This window comes from Pengzhenrongella frigida (assembly GCF_004168625.1).
Taxonomy (GTDB): domain Bacteria; phylum Actinomycetota; class Actinomycetes; order Actinomycetales; family Cellulomonadaceae; genus Pengzhenrongella; species Pengzhenrongella frigida.
Genome location: NZ_SDWW01000008.1, coordinates 94,049 through 117,448, shown reverse-complemented (window position 1 = coordinate 117,448; position 23,400 = coordinate 94,049). Strand labels below are relative to the sequence as shown.

Genomic DNA, 23,400 nt, shown 5'->3' with positions numbered 1-23,400 from the left:
TGACGGCAGGAGCCGGACCGCGGGCCGAGCGCTGCTTCGCCGGCGGGCGCAACGCCTGGGCCTCGGCGCAGCCCGCCCGCGCCCGCGCCCTGGCCGCAGCGGCGCGGGAGCAGACGGACGACCCCGTCCTGCGAGCCGACGTCGACCGCCTCCGGGGGCGCATCGAGGTCAACGTCGGATCCGGCGCGGCGGCGCACCGCATCTTCGTCACGGCCGCCGCGGCCGTCGCCGACCACTCGCCGGAGCGCGCCCTCGACCTCGCCGTGGCCGCCACCGGGCTCGCCGCCTACGGCGCAGACAGCGGCCTCGTGCTCGATGCCGGCGCGATCACCACCGACCCGGTCACCGGCGACAGCCCCTCCACGGCCACCCTGAAGCTGCTGCTGGTCGCCATGACGGCGGCCTCGCGGGGACGCTGGGCGGACGCCGTCGACGGGCTTCACCAGGCCCTGGACCACAGGCTCGCCGACGCCCGTCCCGATGTCCTGGCGCACCTCGGCCAGTCCGCGCTCCACCTCGGCGACGACCTGGCGGCCGAACGGTGCTTCGCCGGCATGCTGGGCGCCGCTCGCGAGACGGGCGCGGGGATGACGGTGCTCTACGCGCTGCCCCGGCTGGCGTTCCCGCTGCTCCTGTCCGGGCAATGGGCGGCGGCCCGGAGCGTGGCCGACGAGGCGCTCGCGCTCAGCGTCGGCGCCGGGCAGACGGCGCTCTCGGCGACCCCCCTGGCCTTGCTGGACCTCCTCGCTGCGTTGCGGGGCGCGGACGCCCCTGAGGATCCGCGGGTGGATCTCGACGACGTCGCGGAACGGCACCCGCTCGGGATCCTCTCCGGCCCGACGAGCGACCTCCGGCGATGGGCGGCGGGCGTGCGATCCGCGCAGGCGGGGGCGACCGGTGCCGCGCATCACCAGCTCAGCCGGATCACAATTCCCGCGCTCACCCGGATGGCGGCGCTCGATCGCATCGGCGCCGCGGTGCGGGCCGATGACGTTCGACAGGCCACGCTGTGGGTCGACGAGCTGGTCCCGTTCGCCGACGCGACCCAGTGGCCCTGGGCGCTCGGGGCGGTCGACCACGGGCGGGCCCTGGTGTCGGCCGGGCCAGGTGCCGCTGCGTTCTTCGAGAGCTCCCTGGCGCACTACGCGCGGGCGAACCGGCCCTACGACCTCGCGCGCACGCAGCTGGCCTACGGCGAGCACCTGCGCCGTTCCCAGCGACGCGTCGAGGCGCGCCCGCACCTGCGCCGGGCCCTGGGGACCTTCGAGGACCTGCGCGCCGAGCCCCTGGTCACGCGGGCGACCCACGAGCTGCGCGCGTCGGGCGAGACAGCGCGCAGGCGGGACGTCTCCACGCTCGTGCGGCTCACGCCCACGGAGCTCCAGGTCGCCCAGCTCGTGAGCCAGGGCCTGTCCAACAAGGAGGTCGCCGCACGGTGCTGGGTCTCGCCCCGGACCGTCGCCTTCCACCTGCGCAACTGCTTCGCCAAGACCGGCGTCACGTCGCGCGGCGAGCTGGCTCAGCTCGACCTGTCGTAGCTCGACCCGCGCTCGGCACGATCGGCAGCTTCCGGTCGGCTCGCTGCACGTGACCCGCGTCCGGGCTACGGGGTGTACGTCAACCGCGGTACACGGCGACCGCGCTGGGCCGATGCCCGGGCGTATCCGTTGTCGTGAGGATGGATCCGACACCTTGTCCGATCCGTTGAAAGGTCCTCTCGTGAAGAACTTGGCGCTGTGGTGCTCCCGGCGAAAGCGCACCGTCCTGGGGCTGTGGGTGGTGGCCTTCATCGGGCTCGTCTGCCTCACCGTCGGGGTGGGGGCGAGCTTCAACGACTCCAGTGACGCGCCGGCCGCGGAGTCCACGACGGCGTACGGCATCCTGGCGCAGGCCGGGCTGTACGCGGAGTCCTCGACGACGACCGGGAACATCGTGTGGCAGGTCGACGGGCTCTCGATCGACGACCCCTCGGTGCAGGCCGACGTAGCCGCGATGGCCTCCGAGGTCGCCGCGATCCCCGGGGTGCAGGCGGTGGCCAGCCCCTACGACGCGACCAACCCGGCGGCGACGACCCAGATCAGCGCCGCGACGGGGACCGCGTTCGCCACGGTCACCGTGGAGGACGGCGTCGACATCGATGCCATCTCGGCGGCCGCGCACGGCCTGGACAGCTCCACGACGCAGACCGCGGTCGGCGGTGAGGCGTTCTACGTGCAGCCGGGCGGCTCGCACGGCCCGGAGGCGCTGGGGATCATCGCCGCCTTCGCCATCTTGTTCCTGATGTTCCGCTCGATGTGGGCCTCGGTACTGCCGATCCTGACCGGCCTGGCCGGCGTCGGTGTCTCGATGCTGATCGTGGTCCTGGCCTCGAACTGGATGAACCTGAGCGCGACTAGCCTGACGATGGGGGCGCTGATCGGTCTGGGCGTGGGCATCGACTACGCGCTGTTCATCGTCAACCGCCACCGCAAGGCGCTGATGGCAGGCAAGAGCGTCCCCGAGGCCATCGCGCAGGCGCTGGACACCTCCGGGCGGGCGGTCATCTTCGCCGGCCTCACGGTCATCGTCGCGCTGCTCGGCATGTTCGTGGTGGGCCTGGGCGTGCTGACCGGGATGTCCCGGGCCGCGGCGCTGACCGTGCTGTTCACGGTGGCCGCGGCGGTCACCCTGCTGCCCGCGCTGCTGGCGATGATCGGGCCGAAGATCCTGTCCAAGCGCCAGCGCGCCGAGCTCGTTCAGCTGACCGCCGGCACGACCCCGGCGAGCACCGCGGTCCCGTCGACCGTGGCTGGCCGCGCCGTCACGCCCGGTCGGTCCACCCGGTGGGCCCTGAAGGTCCAGGGAGCCCCGCGCCGCATGGCTGCCGGCGCGCTGCTGCTGGTGCTGGTGCTGGCCGCGCCGGTGTTGAGCCTGAACGTCGGAGACGCCGACGCGAGCGCGGACCCGGCCGGGTCGCCGACCCGGGAGTACTTCGACCTGATGTCCACCGGCTTCGGCGCCGGGTACGACAACGCCGTGCTGCTCGTGGCCACCACGCCGAACGACGCCGCGGGGGCCGCGTTCACCGATCTCGTGGCCCAGCTGTCGTCGGTGGACAACGTGACGACCGTCGGTGCGGCTCCGTACGTGCCGGGCCAGCAGGTCGCGGTCGCCTCGATCACCCCGGGTTCCAGCCCCCAGGCGAACGAGACCACCGACCTGATCACCACCCTGCGCGACGACGTGATCCCCGCGGCCGAGACCGGCACCGACCTGCAGGTCAGCGTCACCGGGACCGCCGCGGTGAGCATGGACCTGGCGCACGCGCTGATGAGCAAGCTCCCGCTGTACCTCGCCCTGATCGCCCTGCTCGGGTTCTTGCTCCTGGCGATGGCGTTCCGCAGCATCCTGGTGCCGCTGGTCGGCGCGGTGAGCAACATCGCGACCATCCTGGTCGGGATGGGCGTGACCACGGCCCTGTTCCAGTGGGGTTGGGGCACCGAGCTGCTGCGGGTGGGTGGCGGGGCGCCGATCATCTACATCATCCCCATCCTCATCGTCGGGATCATGTTCGGGCTCTCGATGGACTACCAGGTGTTCCTGGTCAGCCGCATGCACGAGGAGTGGACTCACACCCGCGACAACGCTCGCGCGGTGCGGGTGGGCGTCGCCGAGACCGGGCGGGTCATCACGACCGCCGCGATGATCATGTTCTGCGTGTTCGCGTCCTTCGCGCTGACCGGCGAACGGATCGTGGCCATGATCGGCATGGGCCTGGCCGTCGCGGTCCTCGTGGACGCGTTCGTGGTGCGCCTGACCCTGGTCCCGGCCCTGATGAAGCTGATCGGCGACCGCAACTGGGCCTACCCCCGTTGGGCCGACCGCCTCACCCCGCACCTGTCCGTCGAGGGCGCCCCGGAGGCCGACGACGACAGCGATCCGCTCGACGCCGCCGCACACCCCGTGGGCGCGGACGCGGGCTCGACCCGGCCGACCACCGCCTGAGCCTGCACGACACCCCGCGGGGTGGAGCCGGCCGACCTCGGCCAGCCCCACCCCGCGGTCTCGCGCTCCAAGGACGGCATGCGCTCCATAGGGCGGCGACACGACCCGGTCCGTGGCCGAAGTCACCCCGGGCGCACTGCTCGTCATGCTGCCGCGCGTCGGGCGCGCAGCCGTCCGGTGGCGAACGACGGCGTGCTCCGGTGTTCAGGTCACATCCGCATGGCCATCGGCAGCAGGAAGAAGTAGACGTTGAGCGCGCCGAGCAGGCCGATGATCGCGACGTACGGCGCGAGGGTGGTGCGTCGTCGGGCGGCGGTCTGGTAGCGACGGTGGGCGATGCGCCGCGCGGTGTAGAGCGACCCGACGATGCCCACCGCGAGCAGGACGAACTGCAGCACCTGGATGGTGCCCGTGCTCACCAGGGCCGTGGAACCGCCGTCGGACTGGCCCCCGAGCAGGGCGGTGAGCGTGTAGTAGACGGACTTGCCCTCGGCGAGCAGGTGGAACAGGTTGTGGGCGATGTGGGCCGCCACGTCCAGCGGGATCAGGGCGTACCCGAAGCGCGCGAAGTTCATCCGGGTGCTCTCGAGGTTGCGGGCGGCGGCGAGCCGGGACGCGCCGGCGAGCAGAGCGACCGGGAGGCCGACGGCGATCACGAACGCGGCCGTGAAGATCACCGGGTAGCTGGTCACTCCGGTGGTCCGCTCGATCGCGTCGAGCACGTCCTGCCAGACCTCGAGCATCGTGACGTTCTGGATCAGGACGATGCCCATGATCGCTGCGGCGAGGAACGACTGCTCGAGCTGGGGCTTGCGGATGAACCAGAGCTCGCTGGCGGGCTTGCGGACCCGGAGCTCGATGGCGTCGTTCGGGCAGGACTTGATGCAGTTGGCGCACAGGTTGCAGTTGGCGCTGTCGTCCATGGTGCGCGGGAAGCTGAACAGCGGGCAGCCGGCGACCTTGTCGTTGCCGTTGTAGCAGACCGCCCGCGCGGTGCAGGTCTTGCAGATGGCGCTGTCCGCGCGGAGCTCGACCATGCCGACGCGGGCGTAGTTGCCGGCCATTCCGCCGAGGAAGCACAGGTACCGGCAGAAGGTGCGCCGCTGGTAGAACGCGCCGGAGGCGATCACGAGGGTGGTGAGGATGAGCAGCAGCACCCCGGAGCCCCAGGGCGACTCCACGACCCCCCACACGTGGTCGGACCAGGTGATGATCAGGAACGAGGCGTCGATGATCCAGATGCCGTACTTCTTCAGGAAGACCGGGACCGGCCGCTGGGCGCCGACCAGCTTCTGCACCAGGTCTGACAGGGCGCCGAACGGGCAGACCGCGCACCAGAAGCGTCCGACCAGGACGAACACGATCGGGATCAGCGGCCACCACAGCACCCACATCAGGGCGGTGCCGGGGTTGTCGTGGGCGGCGTCGGGTCCGAGCAGCAGCTGGTAGGCGACCAGGCCGAACACGGCGGCGACCGGGAGCTGCAGGATGCCGGGGTACCAGCGGCTGCGGAGCGCTCGGCGCACCAGCGGGATCGTCAGCAGGTTGCGGCCCACCGGGGCGAGGGAGAGGTCCTCGCGCCCGTCGGGGTCGACGGTGTGATCGTGCGGGCGAACCGGGGCGGGTGCGGGCATGGGGAGGTCCTTGGGATTCCGTGCGGCGGTCAGGCGGGAGTCAGGCGGGAGTCAGGCGGGAGTCAGGCGGTGGCCGGCGCGGCCAGGCGGGCGGCACGGCGGCGGTCGGGGTCGTGCTTGGTGCGCCGACGCACGAGGGCGGCAGAGAGCAGCACCGCGGCGTTGACCGCCGCGAAGGTGCCGAGCACGAGGCCCCGTGGTCGCGCAACGGCGCCGGTGTGCTCGTCCACCGCCCCGGGCAGGTCCTCGGCCGGCGTGGTCATGCCCTCCATATCGTGCGCGGGCGGTTCCTGCGCCGGTGCGTGCTCCGGTGCCGTGTCATGCTCCGGCATGTCCATCCCGGGCATCGGATCGCCGCTCTCGGTCGGCGCCGTGGCGGCCCCACGGGTCGAGGTCGCCCGGGGCTCCGCGACCGCGGTGGGGGCCACCCCTGCGGTGAGCAGCGCGGTGAGTCCGACGATCACCGCGGCGTGAGCCAGCCGCATCGCGAGCGCACCGGGACGACCGGCCGCGGCGGTCTCGGCGCCGGTCATCCGCGCGACCCGGTCACGTCGGGGGTGGTCGTCGTCATCGTGCAGCTCCTCGGTCGCGGACGGTCGTCGCGGGCGAGGTCAGTGCGTTGCCGTCGACGCTGCCGACCGTAGGCCGCCGATCTGCCGCCGGAGCGGGACAGGTGGGGCGCCGGGCCGGACCTTCAAGGAACCTTCATGGTTCGCATGTCAGTCCTTGATCCCCGGGGCTCGTGGGCTCAGGTGACCTCGACGACGCCCATCATCCCGGCGTCCTCGTGGTCGAGGATGTGGCAGTGGTACACGGTGCGCCCGGTGAAGTCGTCGAACGCGATCCGCACGACGGTCTGGCCGCCGGCCGGGACGTTGACGACGTCGCGCCAGGTCGGTTCCGTGAGCGGGGCGCCGTCCTGCTCGACCACCTGCATCGGCCACACGTGCAGGTGGAAGGGGTGGTCCATCGGCGCGGTGTTCCGGAGGGTCCACTCCTCCACGGCGCCGGCCCGCACCGCCTGGTCCGTGCGGCGGTGGTCGAACTCCTTGCCGTCGATCGTGAAGCGCATGCCCATCCCCGCGCCCATGCCGGCCCCCATCCCGGCACCCAGGGTGAGCTCGCGCCGCCGCGACGGCTCCCGACCGCGCAGGTCGGCCGGGCGGGCGCGATCGGGCACGTCGGGCAGGGCCGCGGCCGCGCGGCCGGCGACCGTCAGGGTCGCGAGCGTGACCGGGCCCGACGACGACGCGCGGCCGCCCATCATGCCCATGCCCGGCGAGCCGCGGTCGTAGCCCCGCGAGCGCAGCATGCTGGTGCCGGCCTGCGCGGTGACCAGCAGGTCGGCGCGGCCGCCGGGAACGAGCAGGACCTCCTCGATGTCGAGCGGGCGGACGCGGGCGTCGGCGTCGAGGCCGAGCAGCTGGACGTGTTGCCTGGGCAGCTCCAGGCGCAGGTAGCGCGACGTGCACGCGTTCACCACCCGCCACCGTTCACGCTCGCCCGGTCGGGCCGACAGGTGCGGGTCGCGCTGGCCGTTGACGAGCACGAGGTCGCCCTCCCTGCCCATCATCGAGTCAGCCGTGGACGCCTCGGCCACGCGGCCGGCGCCGTCGAGGGTGAGGTCCGAGACGACCAGGAGCCGATCGCGCGCGCTCGCTGGGTCGTGATCGCCCGCGATGACGATCGCGCCGTACAGGCCGCCGAACACCTGGTCGGCGGCCGATCCGTGCCGGTGCGGGTGGTACCAGTACGTGCCCGGCGGGTGGTCGGTCGGGATCTGGAACTCGTAGTCGACGCTCTCACCCGGGCCGACGGTGACGAACGGGTTGTCGCTGTTGCCCTGCGGGGAGACGTGCAGCCCGTGGACGTGCAGGTTCGTCGGGGTGGCGAGGCGGTTGACCATCGCCACCTGCAACGTCTCGCCCGGCCGCAGCCGCAGGGTCGGCCCGGGCACCTGGCCGTTGAAGCTCAGCGCCGTGGCACGTCGCCCCGCCAGGGTGACCTCCCCCTCGGCCGCCTGCAGCTCGACGCGCAGGACGCCGTCGCGGCTGCTCAGCACGGACGGCTCGACGAACGTCGGGCCGCCGGACCCCGCGACGGACGACGGGCCGGACCACGGCGGCGCCTGGGTGCGCATCTCGAACAGCCCGGCACCGCCGATGACGACTCCGGCCACGCCCAGCAGGCCGAGCTGGAGCGCCTGACGGCGATCGATCGGCTCCACGGCTACTCGTCCTGAAGGTGCTGCAGGCGTTCCTGGTACTCCGCGGTGTCGATCTCCCCGCGGGCGTACCGCTCGGACAGCACCTGGCGGGCGCGGCTCCGCCCGACGGGCGCCGGCGCGTCTGCGGGCGGCGTCGGCGGCGTGGGGGAGGGCCCGGGCCGGCTCCCGCCGCCGACCAGCCGGACGAGCAGGACGACGAGCAGGACGATCCCGATCAGCGCGACCAGACCGAAGATCCAACCCCAGCCCATGCCGCCGTTCATGCCATAGCCGTTGCCCATGTCCGCTCCCGTCCGACCCACCGATTGCACCGACGCCCCGACCGCTCCTTCATACCGCAGGGGGTATCACTCGAGCGTAGGACGACGGGGCCCGACAACCCAGCCCCGGGGCCCCACGGAGCCGGATCTTCATGGGAACTTCATCGAACCTCGATGGTCCCTGCGGGGTGGGCCGACGACCCTGGACCGTCCTGCTCCGAGCGGGGCGCGACCGCCGGTGGTGCACGCCGCCGCGGGGTCAGTCAGGACCTCACCTGGGAGAACCGCGATGAACCTCACGACCCGCACGAGCGTCCTTGGCGGCATCCTCGTCCTCGCCGTCACCCTGTCCGGCTGCGCGAGCCAGGGCGGCGAACCCGCCGCGAGTGCCGGTTCGATGAGCGCCTCCGCGCCCACGGCGCCGACCTCGGGCATCGAGGACGCCCACAACGACGTCGACGTCGAGTTCACCCAGAACATGGTCGTGCACCACGAGGGCGCCATCGTGATGGCGGACCTCGCAGCCCGGGTGGCCGGCGCCCCGGAGGTGAAGGCCCTCGGGGAGCGGATCGCCGCCGCCCAGGAGCCCGAGATCCTCGACATGACGTCCTGGCTCGTGGCGTGGGGCGAGCAGAGCGCGGCCGACGTCGACATGGACGGGATGGACATGGGCGGCATGGACATGGGTGGGCTGAGCCAGGACGAGGCGATGGCCGACCTCACGGCGGCGACCGGCGAGGGCTTCGACCGACGTTTCCTCGAGCTGATGATCGAGCACCACCGCGGCGCGATCGAGATGGCCGACGCCGAGCTCGCCTCGGGGTCCAGCCCGCAGGCGCTCGCGCTCGCGCGGGCGATCATCGAGGCGCAGAACGCCGAGATCACGGAGATGGAGCAGCTCCTCCAGGCCCGCTAGGCCCGAGCGGGGTCGCCCGGCGTCGATGAAGATTCGATGAAGCCCCGGCACGGCACCGGTGGCGTGCGGTGGTCGGCCGGCGCGGGGCGTCAAGATGAGCACATGCCAGCTTCCGCCACCGGGCCACGTCCCGCTCCCGTGCCACGGCCGCGCGTCCTGGTCGTGGACGACGAGGTGCCGCTCGCGCGGCTGGTCGCCGGCTACCTCGACCGCGACGGCTTCGAGGTGAGGACCGCCGGCGACGGCCAGGACGCGATCACCCAGGCCCGCGAATGGGATCCGGCCGTCATCGTGCTCGACCTGGGTCTGCCCGGCGTGGACGGCGTGGAGGTCTGCCGCGCGGTGCGGACCTTCTCCGACTGCTACATCGTCATGCTCACCGCGCGGGTGGACGAGATCGACAAGCTGGTGGGCCTGTCGGTCGGGGCGGACGACTACCTCACCAAACCGTTCTCCCCCCGCGAGCTGGTCGCGCGGGTGCGCGCCATGCTGCGCCGACCGCGGATCGACGTGCCCGCCACCTCCCCGGAGCAGGCGACCTCCTTCGGGGAGCTGTCGATCGACGTCGTCGGCCGGGAGGTCCGGGTGGCCGGTGCCCTCGTGGACCTCACCCGCACGGAGTTCGACGTCCTGGCGGCGCTCGCGGCCCAGCCGGGCAGGGTCTTCACCCGGAGCCAGCTCATCGAGGCGGTCTGGGGAGGGGTGTGGCTGGGGGACGAGCACCTCGTGGACGTGCACATCGGGCACGTGCGCCGCAAGCTCGGCGACGACCCGGCGGCGCCGGTGTTCATCCGGACCGTGCGCGGGGTGGGCTACCGGATGGGCCCGGGCCGATGAGCCGGCGCTGGCCCGGCCTGGGTGGTCGGCGGGACCTGAGCACCCGGTTGCTGCTGGCGATCGTGCTGGTGGTCGTCGTCGGGGGCGTGACCGCCTGGGTGGTGGTCGCCGTCGTCGGTCCCGCCATCTTCCGCGACCACATGACCCACCTCGGGGGCGCGACCGCCTTCGCGACCCTGCATGCCGAGGAGGCGTTCCGGACCGCCTCGGCCCTGTCGCTCGCGCTCGCGCTGTTGGCGGCCCTGCTCACCTCGATCGCGGTGAGCCTGTTCCTCACCGGCCGCATCGCCCGCTCGGTGGCTCCGGTGACCGAGGCCGCCGGGCGGGTGGCCGACGGCGACTACGCCGCCCGGGTCCCGGCGGTGGGGATGGGCACCGAGTTCGACGACCTGGCCGAGGCGTTCAACACGATGGCCGGCGACCTCGGCCGGATCGAGGTGAGCCGCTCGCAGATGCTCGGCGACCTCGCCCACGAGATGCGGACCCCGGTCGCCACGTTGGGTGCCTACCTCGAGGCGATCGCCGAAGGGTTCGAGCAGGCCGACGCGCCGACCCTGGCCATGCTGCGCGACCAGGTCGCCCGGCTGTCGCGTCTGAGCGAGGACATCGCCCTGGTCACCACGGCCGAGGAGGGGCGCCTGACGATGCGACGCACCACGGTCGCGGTCGCGCAGATGGTCGCCGACGCCGCGGCCCAGGCCACGGGTCGCTACGAGACCGGCGGCGTGAACCTGGGCGTCCGGGTGGCGCCGACCGCGGAGGCCGCGCTGGTGGACGCCGACGCGGACCGCATCGCGCAGGTGCTCACCAACCTGCTCGACAACGCCCTGCGCCACACCCCCACCGGTGGGCGGGTCGACCTGATGGTCGATCGAGCGGGCGGTGCGGTCCGCATCGTGGTGGCCGACGACGGCGAGGGCATCCCCGCCGAGCACTTGCCGCACGTGTTCGACCGGTTCTACCGGGTCGACACCGCCCGCGACCGCGCGCACGGCGGGTCCGGGGTCGGACTGGCGATCGCCAAGGTCATCACCGAGGCCCATGGCGGCACGATCACCGCGCAGAGCGAGGGACCCGGACGTGGCGCCGTGTTCACCGTGGTGCTCCCCGTGGCACGGGACGGCGCCGCGGGGTAGCTCCGTCGGCTCAGTGGGCGTGGCGGTGGCGCGCGTCGGGGTAGTGCTCGTGGGTGTGGGTGATCGCCGGGTGCGTGTGCTCGTGGGTGTGCCAGGCCCCCGCGGGCACGGGCTCGGCGTGCTCGTGCTGGTGCTCCGCGTCGTGGGTGTGCCGGTGCTCGTGGGTGAGCGCGTGGTGGGTGTGCTCGTGCGAATGGCGCTCGGTGAGGTGCAGCCAGACCCCGACCGCCATGAAGATCCCGGCCACGACGAGCGGCCAGGTGAGGCTCTCGCCGAGGGCGATCGCCAGCAGGGCACCGAAGAACGGCGCGATGGAGAAGTAGGCGCCCGCGCGGGCCGTGCCGACGTGGCGCATCGCGACGATGAAGAGCACGAGGCTCACGCCGTACGCGAACAGCCCGATCCCCATGGCCGCGACGACGTGCTGCGTCGCCGGAAGCTGCGCCCCGAGCGCGAACGCGAGGACCATGTTCACCGGTCCCGCGACCGCGCCCTTCACGGCGGCGAGCCAGGTCGCGTCGGCGAGCGCCACCTTCCGGGTCAGGTTGTTGTCCAGACCCCAGCACAGGCAGGCGCCGAGGATCGCGAGCGAGGGCCACACCCGGCCGAGGTCCGCGCCGGTCGGGATGGCGAGCACGACGGCGCCGACGACGATCGCGAGCATCCCGAGGGCGACGCGTCGGTCGACGTTCTCCTTGAACACGAACCACGCCAGCAGCGCGGTGAACACGCCCTCGGCGTTCAGCAGCAGGGAAGCCCCCGAGGCGGGCAGGTTCGACAGCCCGAGCATCAGCAACACCGGCCCGAGGATCCCGCCGAAGACGATCGCGCCCGCGAGCGGGCGAAGCTCACCTCGTGCCAGCAGCACCCGTGGTGAGCGACGGACGACCCGGATCAGGCCGAGGCCGAGGCCGGATCCGCAATAGAGCAGCCCCGCAAGCATCCACGGGCTGACATCACCGAGGAGCAGCTTGGCCAGCGGTGTCCCGGCGCCGAACAGCGCCGCCGAGACCAGCGCCGCCTGGACCCCCCGGTTGCGGAGGCTGACCAGCATCACGCTCTGTCACCCGCGAGGTCGACGTCCCCGCTCGTCGTGGCGAGCGGGACGGGGTGAGGATCTGCGTGCACGCGCAGATCCTTTCACGAAGGCACCTCCGTCAGGCCGGACCCGGGTCCCGGCCGTCTTCGACGCGAAAGACCGGGTAGCGCTCGACGATCGGCCGGATCTCGTCCAGCCTCGGGTCTGCGCTCACGCCGAAGTAGCCGCGGGCCTCGTTCGCGACCGCCGTCGAGCCCGGGCGTCGCCCGGCCCGGAGGAGGTACGCCCGGATGATCGGAGCTCGCTCCTCCGGTGGCACCTCGACGAGGGTCGCGATCCGCCGCTCCCGCCGACCGAGGACGACGCGACCGCGGGCGGCTCGCACGTTGCGGACCCATTCCGACTCGCCGGCCAGGGCGACCAGGTAGCGCGCCGAGCCCTGGGCGACCTGGACGAGGCTGGTCCGCCGGATCACGCCGGAACGGCGGCCCGGTACCTCGAGGGTCACCACGTAGTCCGGGCTGACACCCAGCCGGGTGACGATCGGTGCCCACCGTTGCACGCGCCGGTAGACGGCCGGTGGAGGCCGGTAGCTGACCCGGGCGGTGTAGTCGACGGCTTTGAAGAGGCCGGTCTTCGTTCGCCAGTCGACGTGCGGCCACGTCGCTCGGGAACTGCCCCCGGCCAGCTCGGCGGCGAGGGAGCGCAGCGCTTCGGCCGTCCCGGCGCCGCTCAACGGGGTGCCGTGGCCGGTCGCCAGCACTCGTGGCTCGAGTGCGGCCAGGGTCGCGACGGACTCCGTGACGCCGGCCCAGCTCCAGGTGAAGTAGCGCGGCGGACCGGCGAGCCGCTGCTGGCCGCGCACGAGGTCCCAGACCGAGTTGGCGTTCACGGTCAGGACAGCGTCGCCCGTGAGCAGGACGCCGTCACCCGGACGGTGAAGGGCGACGTGGCCCGGTGTGTGACCCGGCGTCGGTACGGACGACCACTCGGGTAGCCCCGGGACGACCCCCTGGGAGTCGAGCGCCTGCACCACGCCGGTCAGGTCGTTCCTCGCCCGCAGCCGCGCCCTGGACCTGGCCGGGAGCACCCGCAGCAGGACGGCGCTCAGCCGACGGTCCACCGGGTTGGCGTACTCCATGGGGTAGTCGGGGCCAGCCATCGGCAGCTCGTCGGGGTGCACGTAGACCGGCACCGCCCAGTCGTGTGCCAGCTCCCGCGCCGAGCCGGCGTGATCGGGGTGGAGGTGGGTCAGCACGATGGCGCTCGGACGGGCGCCCCGCCCGCACACCGACTCGACCGCGGCCCGGATCGCCGCTGCGCTTCCGGGCCAGGCGGCGTCGACGAGCACGCAGGAGGAACCGGATCGCACCAGGTAGACGTTCGTCTTGGTCAGGCCTCGACCGAGGGCCAGGTAGACGCCCGGGGCGATCTCACGGGGATGCTGTGCCCTCATCGCGGTGCCTGCCTTCCCTGGACGTGCGGCTGAACCGGTCCGCGGCACCTCCAGCCTCCGGTCGCCGCCGGGAGTGGACACAGGGCCGAAGGTCACGGACCAGGTCGAGGTACGCCCGGGATGCCACCTCGCCGGCTTGGCGGGACCATCGTCTCGTGGGGTGGTGCGTGATGGGCAGGGACCGGCGGTGACTCACATGAGCCAGCCCGCGACGCCGTCCGACGCCGACGCGACCTCGGCTGGGGTCCGGGCCAGCCTGCGTCAGTTCGTGTCCAAGCGATCCGTGGGTGACTGGATCGCCGTCGCGGTGATCGTGCTGGGAGCAACGGCGCTGCTCGTGATGTTCCCGCTCGTCCGCGTCTGCGACCAGCACCTGACGGACGCGGGTGAGGTGGAGACGGTCTGCCGGCACCTGGCGCTGAACGACCCGCCGGTCGTCGTCGTCGGCGCGCTGGTCGTGCTCGCGATGAGCGCGTTCTTCGCCGAGGTCTCCGTGTCGGGGCTGACCGTGAAGCGCCGCCTGGAGCTCGTCGAGCGGAAGGCGGACTGGGCGACCGACGAGGCGGGCCGCGCCAACGAGACGGCCACGGCCGCGAAGAGCGAGGCCCGGGACGCGCTGGCGGCCGCGGCCAGGTACGAGCGAGTCCGCCGCGATCTCAAGGCGAGAACCTCCGAGCGCGACACGGAGCAGACCGATGCGTGGAACGAGATGGCTGAGGACCTGCGCGACCAGCCGGAGTTCGATCTCGCCGGGCACCTCGCGAGCCAGGACGAGGGGATGCGCCTCGCCGGGTTCGCGTGGGCCTCCACCCATCGCGACCCCGGCAGGGCCACGCAGGTGGCCGAAGCGATGTTCGGGGCACGTGGCTTCACCCAAGAGATGGGGATCCGAGCCCTCGCCGCCACGATCGGGGACGACTGCGACGCGCTTGGTCCGGAGCTACGCGCCCGCCTGCTCGACCTGAAGAGCACGGTCGTGAGGCGGGCGCAGCGGCGCAACGACACCAGCAATCGGGCGACGGAGATTGATCGGCTCCTCCAGAGGTGCCCGGACTGACGCCCTGCGGCTCGTCTCGGAACCCAGGATGCGCCGTCGAGCGCCGCGGGTGATCCGGGCCGGGCAGAGGTTCACTCGAGCCGGATCTCGACCTCGCCCGCGCCGGTCAGGGCGAACCCCTGCGTCGTACCGCCGACGGCGAGCTCGTAGTCGCCGAGCCAGCCGCGGACGGTGACGCGGCCGACGTCGTCGGTCGTCATCCTGGTCGGGGCGAGCCACCACGCGTCCTTGACCAGGGCCCGCAGCGCGTCATAGGCCGGCTTCGGTGTCCCGTCGGCCCGCACGAGCCCGCCGGGCGCCCCCAGCCAGGCGCCGTCGTCGGTCAGCCCCCAGTAGGTGACGGCCTGGACGGCGGGGTGGGCGGCCAGGGTCGTGTAGTGGCGCACCACCTCGTCGGCCTGCCGCGCCTCGCCGTCGGGCGTCGACGGCCACGCCGGGAGCTGGTAGTCGTTGAGGTCCTTGATCTCGGGCGGCATCAGGTGCCCCGAGAGGAGCGTGGTCTCGGTGAAGTGGATCGGCAGGCCGTAGCGCGCGAACCGGTCGAGGATCGCGAGGGTCTTCTCCTCGCCCCAGTACCCCTGGTGCATGTGGCTCTGCAGGCCGATGACGTCGATCTGGACGCCGGCCTCGAGCACGCCCTCGATGAGGCACTCGTAGGCGGACGACAGGTCGAAGTCGTTGAGCAGCAGCGTGGCGCCCGGGTTCGCCCCGTGGGCCTCCTCGAACGCGAGCCGCACGGTCGGGATGCGGCCGTTGCGACGGCACAGGCGGGTGATGCCGTTGTCCTCCTTGTCGAAGATCGGCATGATCACCGCCTCGTTCATCGCGTCCCAGGTGTCGATCAGCCCGGCGAACTCGCTCACGTCGCGGCGGATGCGGTCCCGCTGGGCCTGCTCGATCTCGTCCGTGGACAGGTCGAGCAGCCAGGGCGCGGTCACCGTGTGCCACACCAGCGGATGGCCCTTGACCGCGACCCCGCGCTCGACGAACCACTGCGCCGTGCGGCGCAGTCGTTCGGTGTCTGGCCGTCCGCGCTGCGGTTCGAACCGACCCCAGTAGAACGGGAGCGTCGCGGTGTTGAAGACGTCCAACCACAGGTCGGCCAGGTGCTCGAGCCCACCGACCGCAGACGCGCCCGCGGACCCGGGCGCCGAGGGCTCCCCGTTGGCGAGCGGGATGAGGTCGAACCCGATGTTGCCGATCCCGAACGCGTGCCGACGCTGCGCGACCGTGACCTCGAGACCGGCCAGCGGTCGGCCGTCCGCGCGCAGCACCGTGACCGTCGCCTCGCCGATGCGGTGCCGCATCGCGTGGGCCGGACTCATGTCGCCGGGACGTACTCGAACCGCTGCACCTGCGCGATCGTCGCCGTCGGGCGGCCGTTGCTGGTCGCGTACACGCCGATCCACAACCCGAGGAACCCCCCGGTCGCGCCGCTGTCCAGCGTGCGCGCGTCGGCGACCGCGACCGGTCGCGGTTCGTCACCGGCGACGCCGGCGAGCAGGGCGTAGTCCTGGCCCCGGGCGCTCACGGTCAGCGTCACCGGCGCGTCGGCGGCCCCCGTGAGGGTCAGCTCGCCGAGCGTGGTCTCGACGCCGGCCCGGCGAAGCACGGCCACGACCCTGCGCGCCTCGTCGTCTGTGCCAGCGGTGCCGTCTGTGCCGGCGGTGTCGTCTGTGCTGGCGGTGCCGGCGGTGCCGGTGACGAACACCCGCACGTGGTCGTCCTCCGACTGGCGCACGGCGAGGCCGACGTCCTCCCCGTCGGCGAGGTCGGCCCGCACGGTCGCGCGCACGTCGAGGTCCATGTGCTGCTGGCGCACGCCGAGGAACGCCGGGGTCTCCGGGTCGGCCAGCGTGGTCGGTCGCATCGTCAGGTCCCAGCCGTCACCGGACGCGGATGCGAACTCGGCGGCCGGCCGGCGCAGCGACGTCCACCGCAGGTCACCGGGCGGGACCACCCCGGAGGCGCCGCCCTGGGCGAGGCCGAGGTGCACCGGCCCGGCGAACGGCACGTCGACCTCGGTGGGGACCCGCCCCACCCCCGGGGCGAACACCGGCCAGCCGTCTTCCCACGTGACGGGCACGAGGAACGTCTCGCGGCCGAGGTTGTAGTGGTAGCCGCCGTACGGGCGCATCCCCAGCAGGACGGCCCACCAGCTGCCGTCCACGGCCTGGACGAGGTCGGCGTGCCCGGTGCCCACGACGTCGGACTCCCGGCCCAGGTGCCGGTGGGTGAGGATCGGGTTGCCCTTGTTGCCCGTGTACGGGCCCGTGACCGAGTCGGCCCGTGCGACCGAGACGGCGTGGTGGAACTCGGTGCCGCCCTCTGCCGCCAGGAGGTAGTACGTGCCCTCCACCTTGTACAGGTGCGGCGCCTCCGCCCACACGACGTCCTTCAGGGCACCGTTCCAGACCACGTGCTCCGGTCCGACGAGCGTCATGGTCCGGCGGTCGAGCTCCCGCACCCACACCTCGGTCTGGTCGTGCCACGCGGGTTCGCGGGCCAGCCGGGTGCCGTGCACCCAGACCCGACCGTCGTCGTCGAAGAAGATCGACGGGTCGATGCCGTCGGCGTCGAGCCACACCGGGTCGGACCACGGACCGGCCGGGTCGGTCGCGGTCATGACGAAGTTGCCGTCCCGGGCGTCGTCCTGCCGGGTCACGAGCGTGCAGATCAACCAGAAGACGCCGTCGTGGTGCCTCAGCGTGGGCGCGTACAGCCCACCGGAGGAGCCGATCCCGGCGAAGTCGAGCTGGCCGGGCCGGTCGACGACGTGGCCGATCTGCTCCCAGCTCACCAGGTCGACGCTGTGGAAGACCGGCAGGCCGGGCGCGTACTCGAAGGTCGACGTCACGAGGTAGTAGTCCGGCCCGACGCGGCAGATCGTCGGGTCGGGGTAGCACCCGGGCAGCAGGGGGTTGCGCGCAACCGTCACGACGCCAGCACCGCCGCCTCGACCGCCTTGACCTCGACCCAGCGCTGGTCGGCCGTGGTGACCTCGTGCACGGTGCCCGTGATCGCGACGACGGCGCGGGCCGTGGCAGTCCCCGGGATCTCCCGCTTCTCGGTGGCCTTGCCGTTCGAGATCACGCCGCCGGTGGACTCCGTGATGCTCGTGCGGGCGAGGGACGCCGCGGCGTGCGCACCGACCCACACCTCGACGTCGCCGGGCTCGACGATCCTGACGACCCGGCGGTCGGAGAACGCGAACCGGGTGGTCGGCACCGAGAACGTCACGCGGCTGGACAGCCCGGCCTCGAGCTCGACGCGCGCGTAACCGAGCAGTGCCGCCACGGGCCGGGGGAGCGAGCCGAGCACGTCGTGCCCGTACAGCTGGACGACGTCGGTGCCCGCCGCGGTGCCCGTGTTCGTCACGGTGACCGTGGCGGTGAACGTGCCGCCGGCCTCGACCGACGGGTCGACCACAAGATCGGTGTAGGTGAACTGGGTGTACGACAGGCCGAAGCCGAACGGGCGCAGCGGCGTCGGGTCGGTCGATGTCACGTCGGACGGCCCCCCGAGGATCGGCTGGAGGTAGGAGTACGGCTGTGCGCCGGTCGACCGCGGCATCGACACCGGCAGGCGCCCCGACGGGTTCACCCGCCCGGTCAGGACGTCGGCGATGGCCAGCCCGCCGCCCTCGCCCGGGAAGAACGCCTGCAGCACCGCGCCCGGCTTCGCCGTCTGACCGGCGCCGTCGAGCGCCCAGCCGATCGCGTACGGGCGCCCGGTGAGCAGCACCATGACCACCGGCGTACCGGTCGCCAGCAGCGCCTCGACGAGCTGACGCTGCACGCCCGGCAGCTCGAGCGACTCCGAGTCGTTCCCCTCGCCCACGGTGCCGCGGCCGAACAAGCCGGCCTGGTCACCGACGACGACGACGGCGACGTCGGCGTCCCGGGTGGCGGCGACGGCGGCTGCGAACCCGGAGGTGTCGTCACCCTCGACGGTGCAGCCCTCGGCGAACACCAGCTCGGGCTGGCGCCGCCCGACGTCGGCGAACGCCGTGCCGAGCGCCTCCAGGACAGTCGGGATCTCGAACCCGATCGGGACCTCGGGATTGTGGGCCAGCACGTGGTTGGCGAACGAGTAGCAGCCCATCAGCGCCTCGGCGCGATGGGCGTTGGGGCCGACGACGGCGATGCGCCCCGGCGCCCGCTCCGGCCGGTTCAGCGGCAGCAGGCCGTCGTTCGACAGCAGGACCACGGACTCCTCGGCGAGGCGGCGGGCCAGCCGCTGGTGCGTGGCGGAGTTGAGGTCGATCGCGCTCGGCGGCTCGTCCTCGAACGCCTCGGGGTCGAGCAGGCCCAGCTCCTCCTTCTGCGCCAGCGCCCGCAGCACGGCCCGGTCGACGAACGCCTCGTCGAGCGCGCCGGCGCGGACCCGGTCCGCCAGCGGCTGCAGGTAGGCGTCCCCGGTGGGCAGCTCGATGTCGATGCCGGCCTCGAGCGCGAGCGCGGCCGCCTCGCCGCGGTCGGCGGCGATCGCGTGCATGACCTGCAGGAAGGCGACCGCGAAGTAGTCCGCCACGACGACGCCGTCGAAGCCCCACCGCTCGCGCAGGATGGTCGTGAGGTACTCGGTGTTCGCCGCCATCGGCACGCCGTCGACGTCGTTGTAGGAGTTCATCACCGACCGGGCGCCGCCGTCGAGGACCGCCATCTCGAACGGCGGGAGGAAGACGTCGGCGACCTCACGGGGACCCGCGCTCACGGGCGCGTGGTTGCGGCCGGACCGGGAGCCCGAGTAGCCGACGAAGTGCTTGAGCGTGGCGTGCACCCCGGCCTCCTGCAGGCCGCGGACGTAGGAGGTGCCGATGGTGCCGACCAGGTACGGGTCCTCGCCGATGCACTCGTCGACCCGGCCCCAGCGCGGGTCGCGAATGACGTCGAGGACCGGGGCCAGGCCCTGGTGGATGCCGAGCTGGTGCATCGAGTCGCCGATCGCCCGCGCACTGCGCTGGACCAGCTCGGGGTCGAACGACGCACCCCACGCGAGCGGGGTCGGGTAGGTGGCGGCCTTCCACGCGGCCAGGCCGGTGAGGCACTCCTCGTGGATCAGGGCGGGGATCCCCAGCCGCGTCTCGCGCTTGAGGCGGCGCTGCTCGGCCCACAGCCAGGCGGCGCGCTCGGCCGGGTCCACCGGGCGGGTGCCGTACACGCGGGTGTAGTGCCCGATGCCGTGCTCGGTGATCTCGCCCAGGGCGCTGGAGCCCAGCTGGCCGGCGGCCATCTCGGACTGCATCGGCGCGACCGTGCCGTTCTGGTCGAGCCAGTAGCCGACGAGCTGGGCCAGCTTCTCTTCGAGGGTCATCTGCGCGTGGAGCGCACGCACGCGCTCGGACACGCGGGGCAGGGCGGGGGCGGCGTCGAACACGGGTGGCCTTCTCTTTCGTCGTGACGCGCGGGCGTCCAACAGGGGCAGGGGAGCGGTGGTGGCGTGCGGGGTCTGCCCGACGGCGGCGGTGCGTCCGCCGTCGTCGGGCTCGGGCCTCAGCCCTTGACGGCGCCGGACAGGCCGCCGATGATCCGTCGCTCGAAGAGCGAGAAGAACACCAGCGCGGGGATCATCGACAGGGACGTGAACGCGAGGACCCTGGCGGTGTCCACCGAGTACTGCGAGGCGAAGGCCTGGACCCCGAGCGGCAGCGTGTACATCGACTCGTTGTTGAGGATGAACAGCGGGAGCATGTAGCTGTTCCAGCTCGCGATGAAGGCCAGGATCCCGACCGTCACGACCCCCGGGAGCGAGAGCGGCACGACCATCCGGAAGAAGAACCCGAGCCGGCTCGCGCCGTCGATCGCCGCGGCCTCCTCGAGCTCCTTGGGGATGGCCCGAAGGAACGGCACCAGGATGATGATCGTGGTCGGCAGGGCGAACGCGACCTGCGGCAGGATGATGCCGGCCAGGCTGTCGCTCAGGCCCAGGCCCCGGATCATGATGTACAGCGGGGTGATCGCGACCGTCATCGGGAACATCAGCCCGGCGGCGAAGAGTGCGTACATCGCGTTGCGACCCGAGAAGTTGTAGCGGGCGAGCACGAAGCTGGCCGCCACCCCCAGGACGACGACGCCGAGCGTGGTGAACACACCGCAGATGACCGAGTTGGCGACCTGGCGCCAGAAGATCGAGCTCTCCAGGACCTCGGCGTAGTTGACGAACTGCCACGTGCTCGGCCAGCCCGACGGGTCGGTGGTGATCTCGGCGTTCGTCCGGAAGCCGCCGATGATGATGTACAGCACCGGCCCGATGCAGATGCCGACCAGGGCGAACGCGATCACGTACGTGAGCCAGCTGGCCCGGTCCAGGCTGGGCCGCTTGCGCGAGCCCTCCGGGCGCGGGGACGTCGGGCTCAGGGGAGGCGCGGTCATCGTCGCCATCACTTCTTTCCTTCCGTGAGGGCACCCTCGGTGTCGCGACTGAGCACGTACCGCTGGTAGGTGAGGGCGATGACGAGCGAGATCAGGAACAGGACCACGGCGACGGCGTTGCCGAAGCCGTAGTTCGCGGCGTTGCGGCCGTTGACTACCATGTAGGTGGCCATCGTCGAGGTTCCGGCCGTCGCGGCGACGTACTGGCCCCAGATGATGTAGACGAGGTCGAACAGCTGCAGCGCGCCGATCATCGACAGGAACGCCCAGATCCGGATCGTCGGGCCGAGCAGCGGCAGGGTGATGCGCCGCTGCGTCTGCCAGTAGGTGGCGCCGTCGATGGCGGCCGCCTCGAAGAGCTCGGTGGGGATGCTCTGCAGGCCGGCCAGGAAGAGGATCACGGCGAAGCCGATGTACTTCCAGGTGATGATGAGCATGAGGGACCAGATCGCGACCTGGGGGTCGGAGAGCCAGTCGACCGTCCAGCCCGGCAGCCCGGCCTTGGTGAGCAGGTCGTTGATCGCGCCGTTGGTCTGGAGCATGAGGCTCCAGCCCGTGCCGACGATCACCTCGGAGACCACGTACGGCACGAAGATCAGCACCCGCACGAGCGAGCGGCCGCGCATCTTCTGGTTCAGCAGCAGCGCCAGCAGCACCGCGGCGGGACCTTGCAGGGCCAACGAGAGCACCACGATGACGGCGTTGTGCCGGAGCGCGTCCTGGAACGTGGCGTCCTGGAAGATCGTGACGTAGTTCTGCAGGCCCACGAAATCGGTCGGCGGGCCGAAGCCCTTCCACTTGAAGAACCCGTAGTACGCCGCCAGCACGACCGGGAACATCACGAAGGTGACGAACATCAGGATCGCCGGACCGGCCAGGAGCACGATCTCGAGGCGCTTGCGCCAGTCCGGCCCCTTCGACCGCCGGGCCGGGGACGGCGCCGGACCGGCACCGTCCCCGCCCGCAGCGGGCCCCTCGGGCGACGACATCACGGCGAGCTTGCCCTCGCCCAAGGAGTCACTCATGGTGTGCGACTACTCCTTCGCCGCGGCGTCGACCACGGACTCGACGATGGCCGCCGAGTCGCCCTGACCGGCGAGCAGGTTGACCACGCCCGCGTTCAGCGCGTTGCCGACGTTCTGGCCGTACAGCGTGTCGAGCCACAGCGAGACGTAGGGCGCCTCGTTGTACGACGCCAGGACCTCGACGAGGGCCGGCTCGGTGACGACGCTCTGCGCGTCCTGGCTGGCGGGCAGCGTGTGGAAGGCATTGGCGTAGCCCTCCTGGTACTTCTGCTGCATCGCGAAGTTGAGGAAGTCCGAGCACGCAGCCGGGGCGTCCTTGGAGCAGGAGAAGCCGTCGAGGCCGCCCATCATGGCGCCGGCCTCACCTTCGCCGCCCGCGATCTCCGGGAACGGGAACCAGCCCAGGTCGGCCAGCGGCTTGGTGTCCGGGGTCAGGGAGGCGATCACGCCGGGGTTCCAGGCGCCCATGAGCTCCATGGCCGCCTCGTGGTTGGCCAGCAGGCCGGCCGACGAGCCGGCACCCTGCTGGGCGGTGGTGGTCAGGAAGCCGTCGTTGAACGGTTCCGTCTCGGAGAACGCCGCGAGGTTGTCGCCCGCGGTCCCCCAGCACGGGTCGTCGAACGTCATGTCGGCGGTGGCCTTGTCGAGGGTGTCCTGCGAGCAGGCGCGCAGTGCGAAGAAGTAGTACCAGTGCGCAGCGGGCCACGCGTCCTTGGCGCCGAGGGCGATCGGGGAGATCCCGGCGGCCTTGAGCTTGTCCACCGCGGCCTCGAGGTCCTCGATCGTGGCGGGCGTCTCGGTGATGCCGGCCTGCGCGAACAGGTCCTTGCTGTAGTAGATGCCGCCCGGGAGGATCGACATCGGCATGCCGTAGACCGTGTCGTCGACGGTGAACGCGCTGAACGCCGCGTCACCCACCGCGGTGCGGGTGGCCTCGTCGATCGTGACCTCCTGCGCCTGCCCGGCCGCGACGACGTCGGCCAGCTTGCCGCCGCCGCGCGCCATGAAGATGTCCGGCGCATCGCCCGAGTTCAGGGCGGTCTGCAGCTTGCCGTCCATGTCCTCGTTCTGGATGGCCTGGATCTTGATCGTCACCCCCGGGTTCGCCGCCTCGAAGTCGGCGGCCGTGGCGGCCCAGTAGGCCTTGCCCTCACCCGTGGTGGAGTTGTGCCAGAACGTCATCGACACGTCGCCATCGGCGGAGTCGGTGCCACCTTCGTCGCCGCCGCCGCAGGCTGTGAGCCCCGCGACACCCATCAACATGGCAGCCGAGACCGCCAGGAGCTTCCGAGAATTCATGAGATCTGTCCTCTTCGTTGAGTAACCCAGAGTTGAAAGGTCGGCCCATACCGGGCGAACCGAGGACCGCAACTGCCATCGGTGCATCCGCCCGTGCCAGCCGTGCTGCACACACGCCTCGTCGTCGTCGACACCTCGTCTTCGTCGACAGTGGGG

The 23,400-nt window shown here is 72.2% G+C and carries 18 protein-coding genes; 6 read left to right on the top strand and 12 right to left on the bottom strand.

Annotated features, from left to right (window positions below; genetic code table 11):
• Together EUA98_RS05175 and EUA98_RS05170 are read left to right on the top strand one after the other, a co-directional pair.
• The coding region (locus EUA98_RS05175) for a helix-turn-helix domain-containing protein (RefSeq protein ID WP_130101601.1) at positions 1-1,538 on the top strand (1,538 nt) is incomplete at its 5' end.
• 181 nt (positions 1,539-1,719) lie between these two features.
• Positions 1,720-3,984 carry an MMPL family transporter gene (locus tag EUA98_RS05170; RefSeq protein WP_130101600.1) on the top strand — a complete coding sequence of 755 codons (2,265 nt, stop codon included), beginning with the start codon at positions 1,720-1,722 and terminating at the stop codon, positions 3,982-3,984.
• Between the two features lie 209 nt (positions 3,985-4,193).
• Here the strand turns inward: EUA98_RS05170 and EUA98_RS05165 are convergent, their stop codons facing one another.
• The 4 genes from EUA98_RS05165 to EUA98_RS05150 all read right to left on the bottom strand — a co-directional run bounded on the left by EUA98_RS05165 (position 4,194) and on the right by EUA98_RS05150 (position 8,126).
• Entirely contained in the window at positions 4,194-5,618 is a 1,425-nt protein-coding gene (locus EUA98_RS05165; RefSeq protein ID WP_130101599.1) for a 4Fe-4S binding protein, read from the bottom strand.
• 62 nt (positions 5,619-5,680) lie between these two features.
• Positions 5,681-6,151 (bottom strand): hypothetical protein, encoded by a 471-nt coding sequence (locus EUA98_RS05160; protein ID WP_130101598.1) that lies wholly within the window; start codon positions 6,149-6,151, stop codon positions 5,681-5,683.
• Positions 6,152-6,366: 215 nt separating this feature from the next.
• Positions 6,367-7,845: a multicopper oxidase family protein gene (locus EUA98_RS05155; RefSeq protein WP_130101597.1), complete on the bottom strand. Its 1,479-nt coding sequence runs from the start codon at positions 7,843-7,845 to the stop codon at positions 6,367-6,369.
• A gap of 2 nt (positions 7,846-7,847) precedes the next feature.
• Positions 7,848-8,126 carry an SHOCT domain-containing protein gene (locus EUA98_RS05150; protein WP_130101596.1) on the bottom strand — a complete coding sequence of 93 codons (279 nt, stop codon included), beginning with the start codon at positions 8,124-8,126 and terminating at the stop codon, positions 7,848-7,850.
• Between the two features lie 268 nt (positions 8,127-8,394).
• Between EUA98_RS05150 and EUA98_RS05145 the strand changes: the two genes are divergently transcribed.
• From EUA98_RS05145 to EUA98_RS05135, 3 genes are all read left to right on the top strand, one after another.
• Positions 8,395-9,021, top strand: a complete 627-nt coding sequence (locus EUA98_RS05145) for a DUF305 domain-containing protein (RefSeq protein WP_130101595.1) — start codon at positions 8,395-8,397, stop codon at positions 9,019-9,021.
• A 102-nt stretch (positions 9,022-9,123) separates the two neighbouring features.
• A complete protein-coding gene (locus EUA98_RS05140) occupies positions 9,124-9,858 on the top strand; it encodes a response regulator transcription factor (RefSeq protein ID WP_130101594.1) in 735 nt (244 codons plus the stop codon).
• Entirely contained in the window at positions 9,855-10,994 is a 1,140-nt protein-coding gene (locus EUA98_RS05135; RefSeq protein ID WP_130101593.1) for a HAMP domain-containing sensor histidine kinase, read from the top strand. The genes EUA98_RS05140 and EUA98_RS05135 overlap by 4 nt, the downstream gene beginning before the upstream one ends.
• Before the next feature lie 10 nt (positions 10,995-11,004).
• On the opposite strand, the gene EUA98_RS05130 is transcribed toward EUA98_RS05135, so the two are convergent.
• Together EUA98_RS05130 and EUA98_RS05125 are read right to left on the bottom strand one after the other, a co-directional pair.
• Complete coding sequence (locus EUA98_RS05130) at positions 11,005-12,048, bottom strand: DMT family transporter (protein ID WP_130101613.1); 1,044 nt, start codon at positions 12,046-12,048, stop codon at positions 11,005-11,007.
• A gap of 103 nt (positions 12,049-12,151) precedes the next feature.
• Positions 12,152-13,489, bottom strand: coding sequence for a nitroreductase/quinone reductase family protein (locus tag EUA98_RS05125; RefSeq protein ID WP_130101592.1), 1,338 nt, complete (start codon positions 13,487-13,489; stop codon positions 12,152-12,154).
• A 196-nt stretch (positions 13,490-13,685) separates the two neighbouring features.
• Between EUA98_RS05125 and EUA98_RS05120 the strand changes: the two genes are divergently transcribed.
• Positions 13,686-14,546 carry a hypothetical protein gene (locus EUA98_RS05120; RefSeq protein ID WP_130101591.1) on the top strand — a complete coding sequence of 287 codons (861 nt, stop codon included), beginning with the start codon at positions 13,686-13,688 and terminating at the stop codon, positions 14,544-14,546.
• A gap of 71 nt (positions 14,547-14,617) precedes the next feature.
• Here the strand turns inward: EUA98_RS05120 and EUA98_RS05115 are convergent, their stop codons facing one another.
• From EUA98_RS05115 to EUA98_RS05090, 6 genes are all read right to left on the bottom strand, one after another.
• Positions 14,618-15,871 carry an endo-1,4-beta-xylanase gene (locus tag EUA98_RS05115; protein WP_130101590.1) on the bottom strand — a complete coding sequence of 418 codons (1,254 nt, stop codon included), beginning with the start codon at positions 15,869-15,871 and terminating at the stop codon, positions 14,618-14,620.
• Positions 15,868-17,484 (bottom strand): glycoside hydrolase family 43 protein, encoded by a 1,617-nt coding sequence (locus tag EUA98_RS05110; protein ID WP_130101589.1) that lies wholly within the window; start codon positions 17,482-17,484, stop codon positions 15,868-15,870. Before EUA98_RS05110 ends, EUA98_RS05115 begins: the two co-directional genes overlap by 4 nt.
• Entirely contained in the window at positions 17,481-19,925 is a 2,445-nt protein-coding gene (locus EUA98_RS05105; protein ID WP_242511285.1) for a beta-xylosidase/alpha-l-arabinosidase, read from the bottom strand. Before EUA98_RS05105 ends, EUA98_RS05110 begins: the two co-directional genes overlap by 4 nt.
• Before the next feature lie 116 nt (positions 19,926-20,041).
• On the bottom strand, positions 20,042-20,920 hold the full coding sequence (locus EUA98_RS05100) for a carbohydrate ABC transporter permease (protein ID WP_130101588.1): 879 nt from the start codon (positions 20,918-20,920) through the stop codon (positions 20,042-20,044).
• An 8-nt stretch (positions 20,921-20,928) separates the two neighbouring features.
• Positions 20,929-21,945 carry a carbohydrate ABC transporter permease gene (locus EUA98_RS05095; RefSeq protein WP_130101587.1) on the bottom strand — a complete coding sequence of 339 codons (1,017 nt, stop codon included), beginning with the start codon at positions 21,943-21,945 and terminating at the stop codon, positions 20,929-20,931.
• Between the two features lie 9 nt (positions 21,946-21,954).
• On the bottom strand, positions 21,955-23,244 hold the full coding sequence (locus tag EUA98_RS05090; protein ID WP_130101586.1) for an ABC transporter substrate-binding protein: 1,290 nt from the start codon (positions 23,242-23,244) through the stop codon (positions 21,955-21,957).
• Between the last annotated feature and the right edge of the window lie 156 nt (positions 23,245-23,400).

Bases quoted from the DNA above. Each gene is read 5' to 3' on its own strand.
- EUA98_RS05165 (WP_130101599.1), bottom strand. From the start codon at position 5,618: ATGCCCGCACCCGCCCCGGTTCGCCCGCACGATCACACCGTCGACCCC.
- EUA98_RS05160 (WP_130101598.1), bottom strand. From the start codon at position 6,151: ATGACCGGCGCCGAGACCGCCGCGGCCGGTCGTCCCGGTGCGCTCGCG.
- EUA98_RS05150 (WP_130101596.1), bottom strand. From the start codon at position 8,126: ATGGGCAACGGCTATGGCATGAACGGCGGCATGGGCTGGGGTTGGATC.
- EUA98_RS05145 (WP_130101595.1), top strand. From the start codon at position 8,395: ATGAACCTCACGACCCGCACGAGCGTCCTTGGCGGCATCCTCGTCCTC.
- EUA98_RS05140 (WP_130101594.1), top strand. From the start codon at position 9,124: ATGCCAGCTTCCGCCACCGGGCCACGTCCCGCTCCCGTGCCACGGCCG.
- EUA98_RS05135 (WP_130101593.1), top strand. From the start codon at position 9,855: ATGAGCCGGCGCTGGCCCGGCCTGGGTGGTCGGCGGGACCTGAGCACC.
- EUA98_RS05130 (WP_130101613.1), bottom strand. From the start codon at position 12,048: ATGCTGGTCAGCCTCCGCAACCGGGGGGTCCAGGCGGCGCTGGTCTCG.
- EUA98_RS05125 (WP_130101592.1), bottom strand. From the start codon at position 13,489: ATGAGGGCACAGCATCCCCGTGAGATCGCCCCGGGCGTCTACCTGGCC.
- EUA98_RS05120 (WP_130101591.1), top strand. From the start codon at position 13,686: ATGAGCCAGCCCGCGACGCCGTCCGACGCCGACGCGACCTCGGCTGGG.
- EUA98_RS05115 (WP_130101590.1), bottom strand. From the start codon at position 15,871: ATGAGTCCGGCCCACGCGATGCGGCACCGCATCGGCGAGGCGACGGTC.
- EUA98_RS05100 (WP_130101588.1), bottom strand. From the start codon at position 20,920: ATGACCGCGCCTCCCCTGAGCCCGACGTCCCCGCGCCCGGAGGGCTCG.
- EUA98_RS05095 (WP_130101587.1), bottom strand. From the start codon at position 21,945: ATGAGTGACTCCTTGGGCGAGGGCAAGCTCGCCGTGATGTCGTCGCCC.
- EUA98_RS05090 (WP_130101586.1), bottom strand. From the start codon at position 23,244: ATGAATTCTCGGAAGCTCCTGGCGGTCTCGGCTGCCATGTTGATGGGT.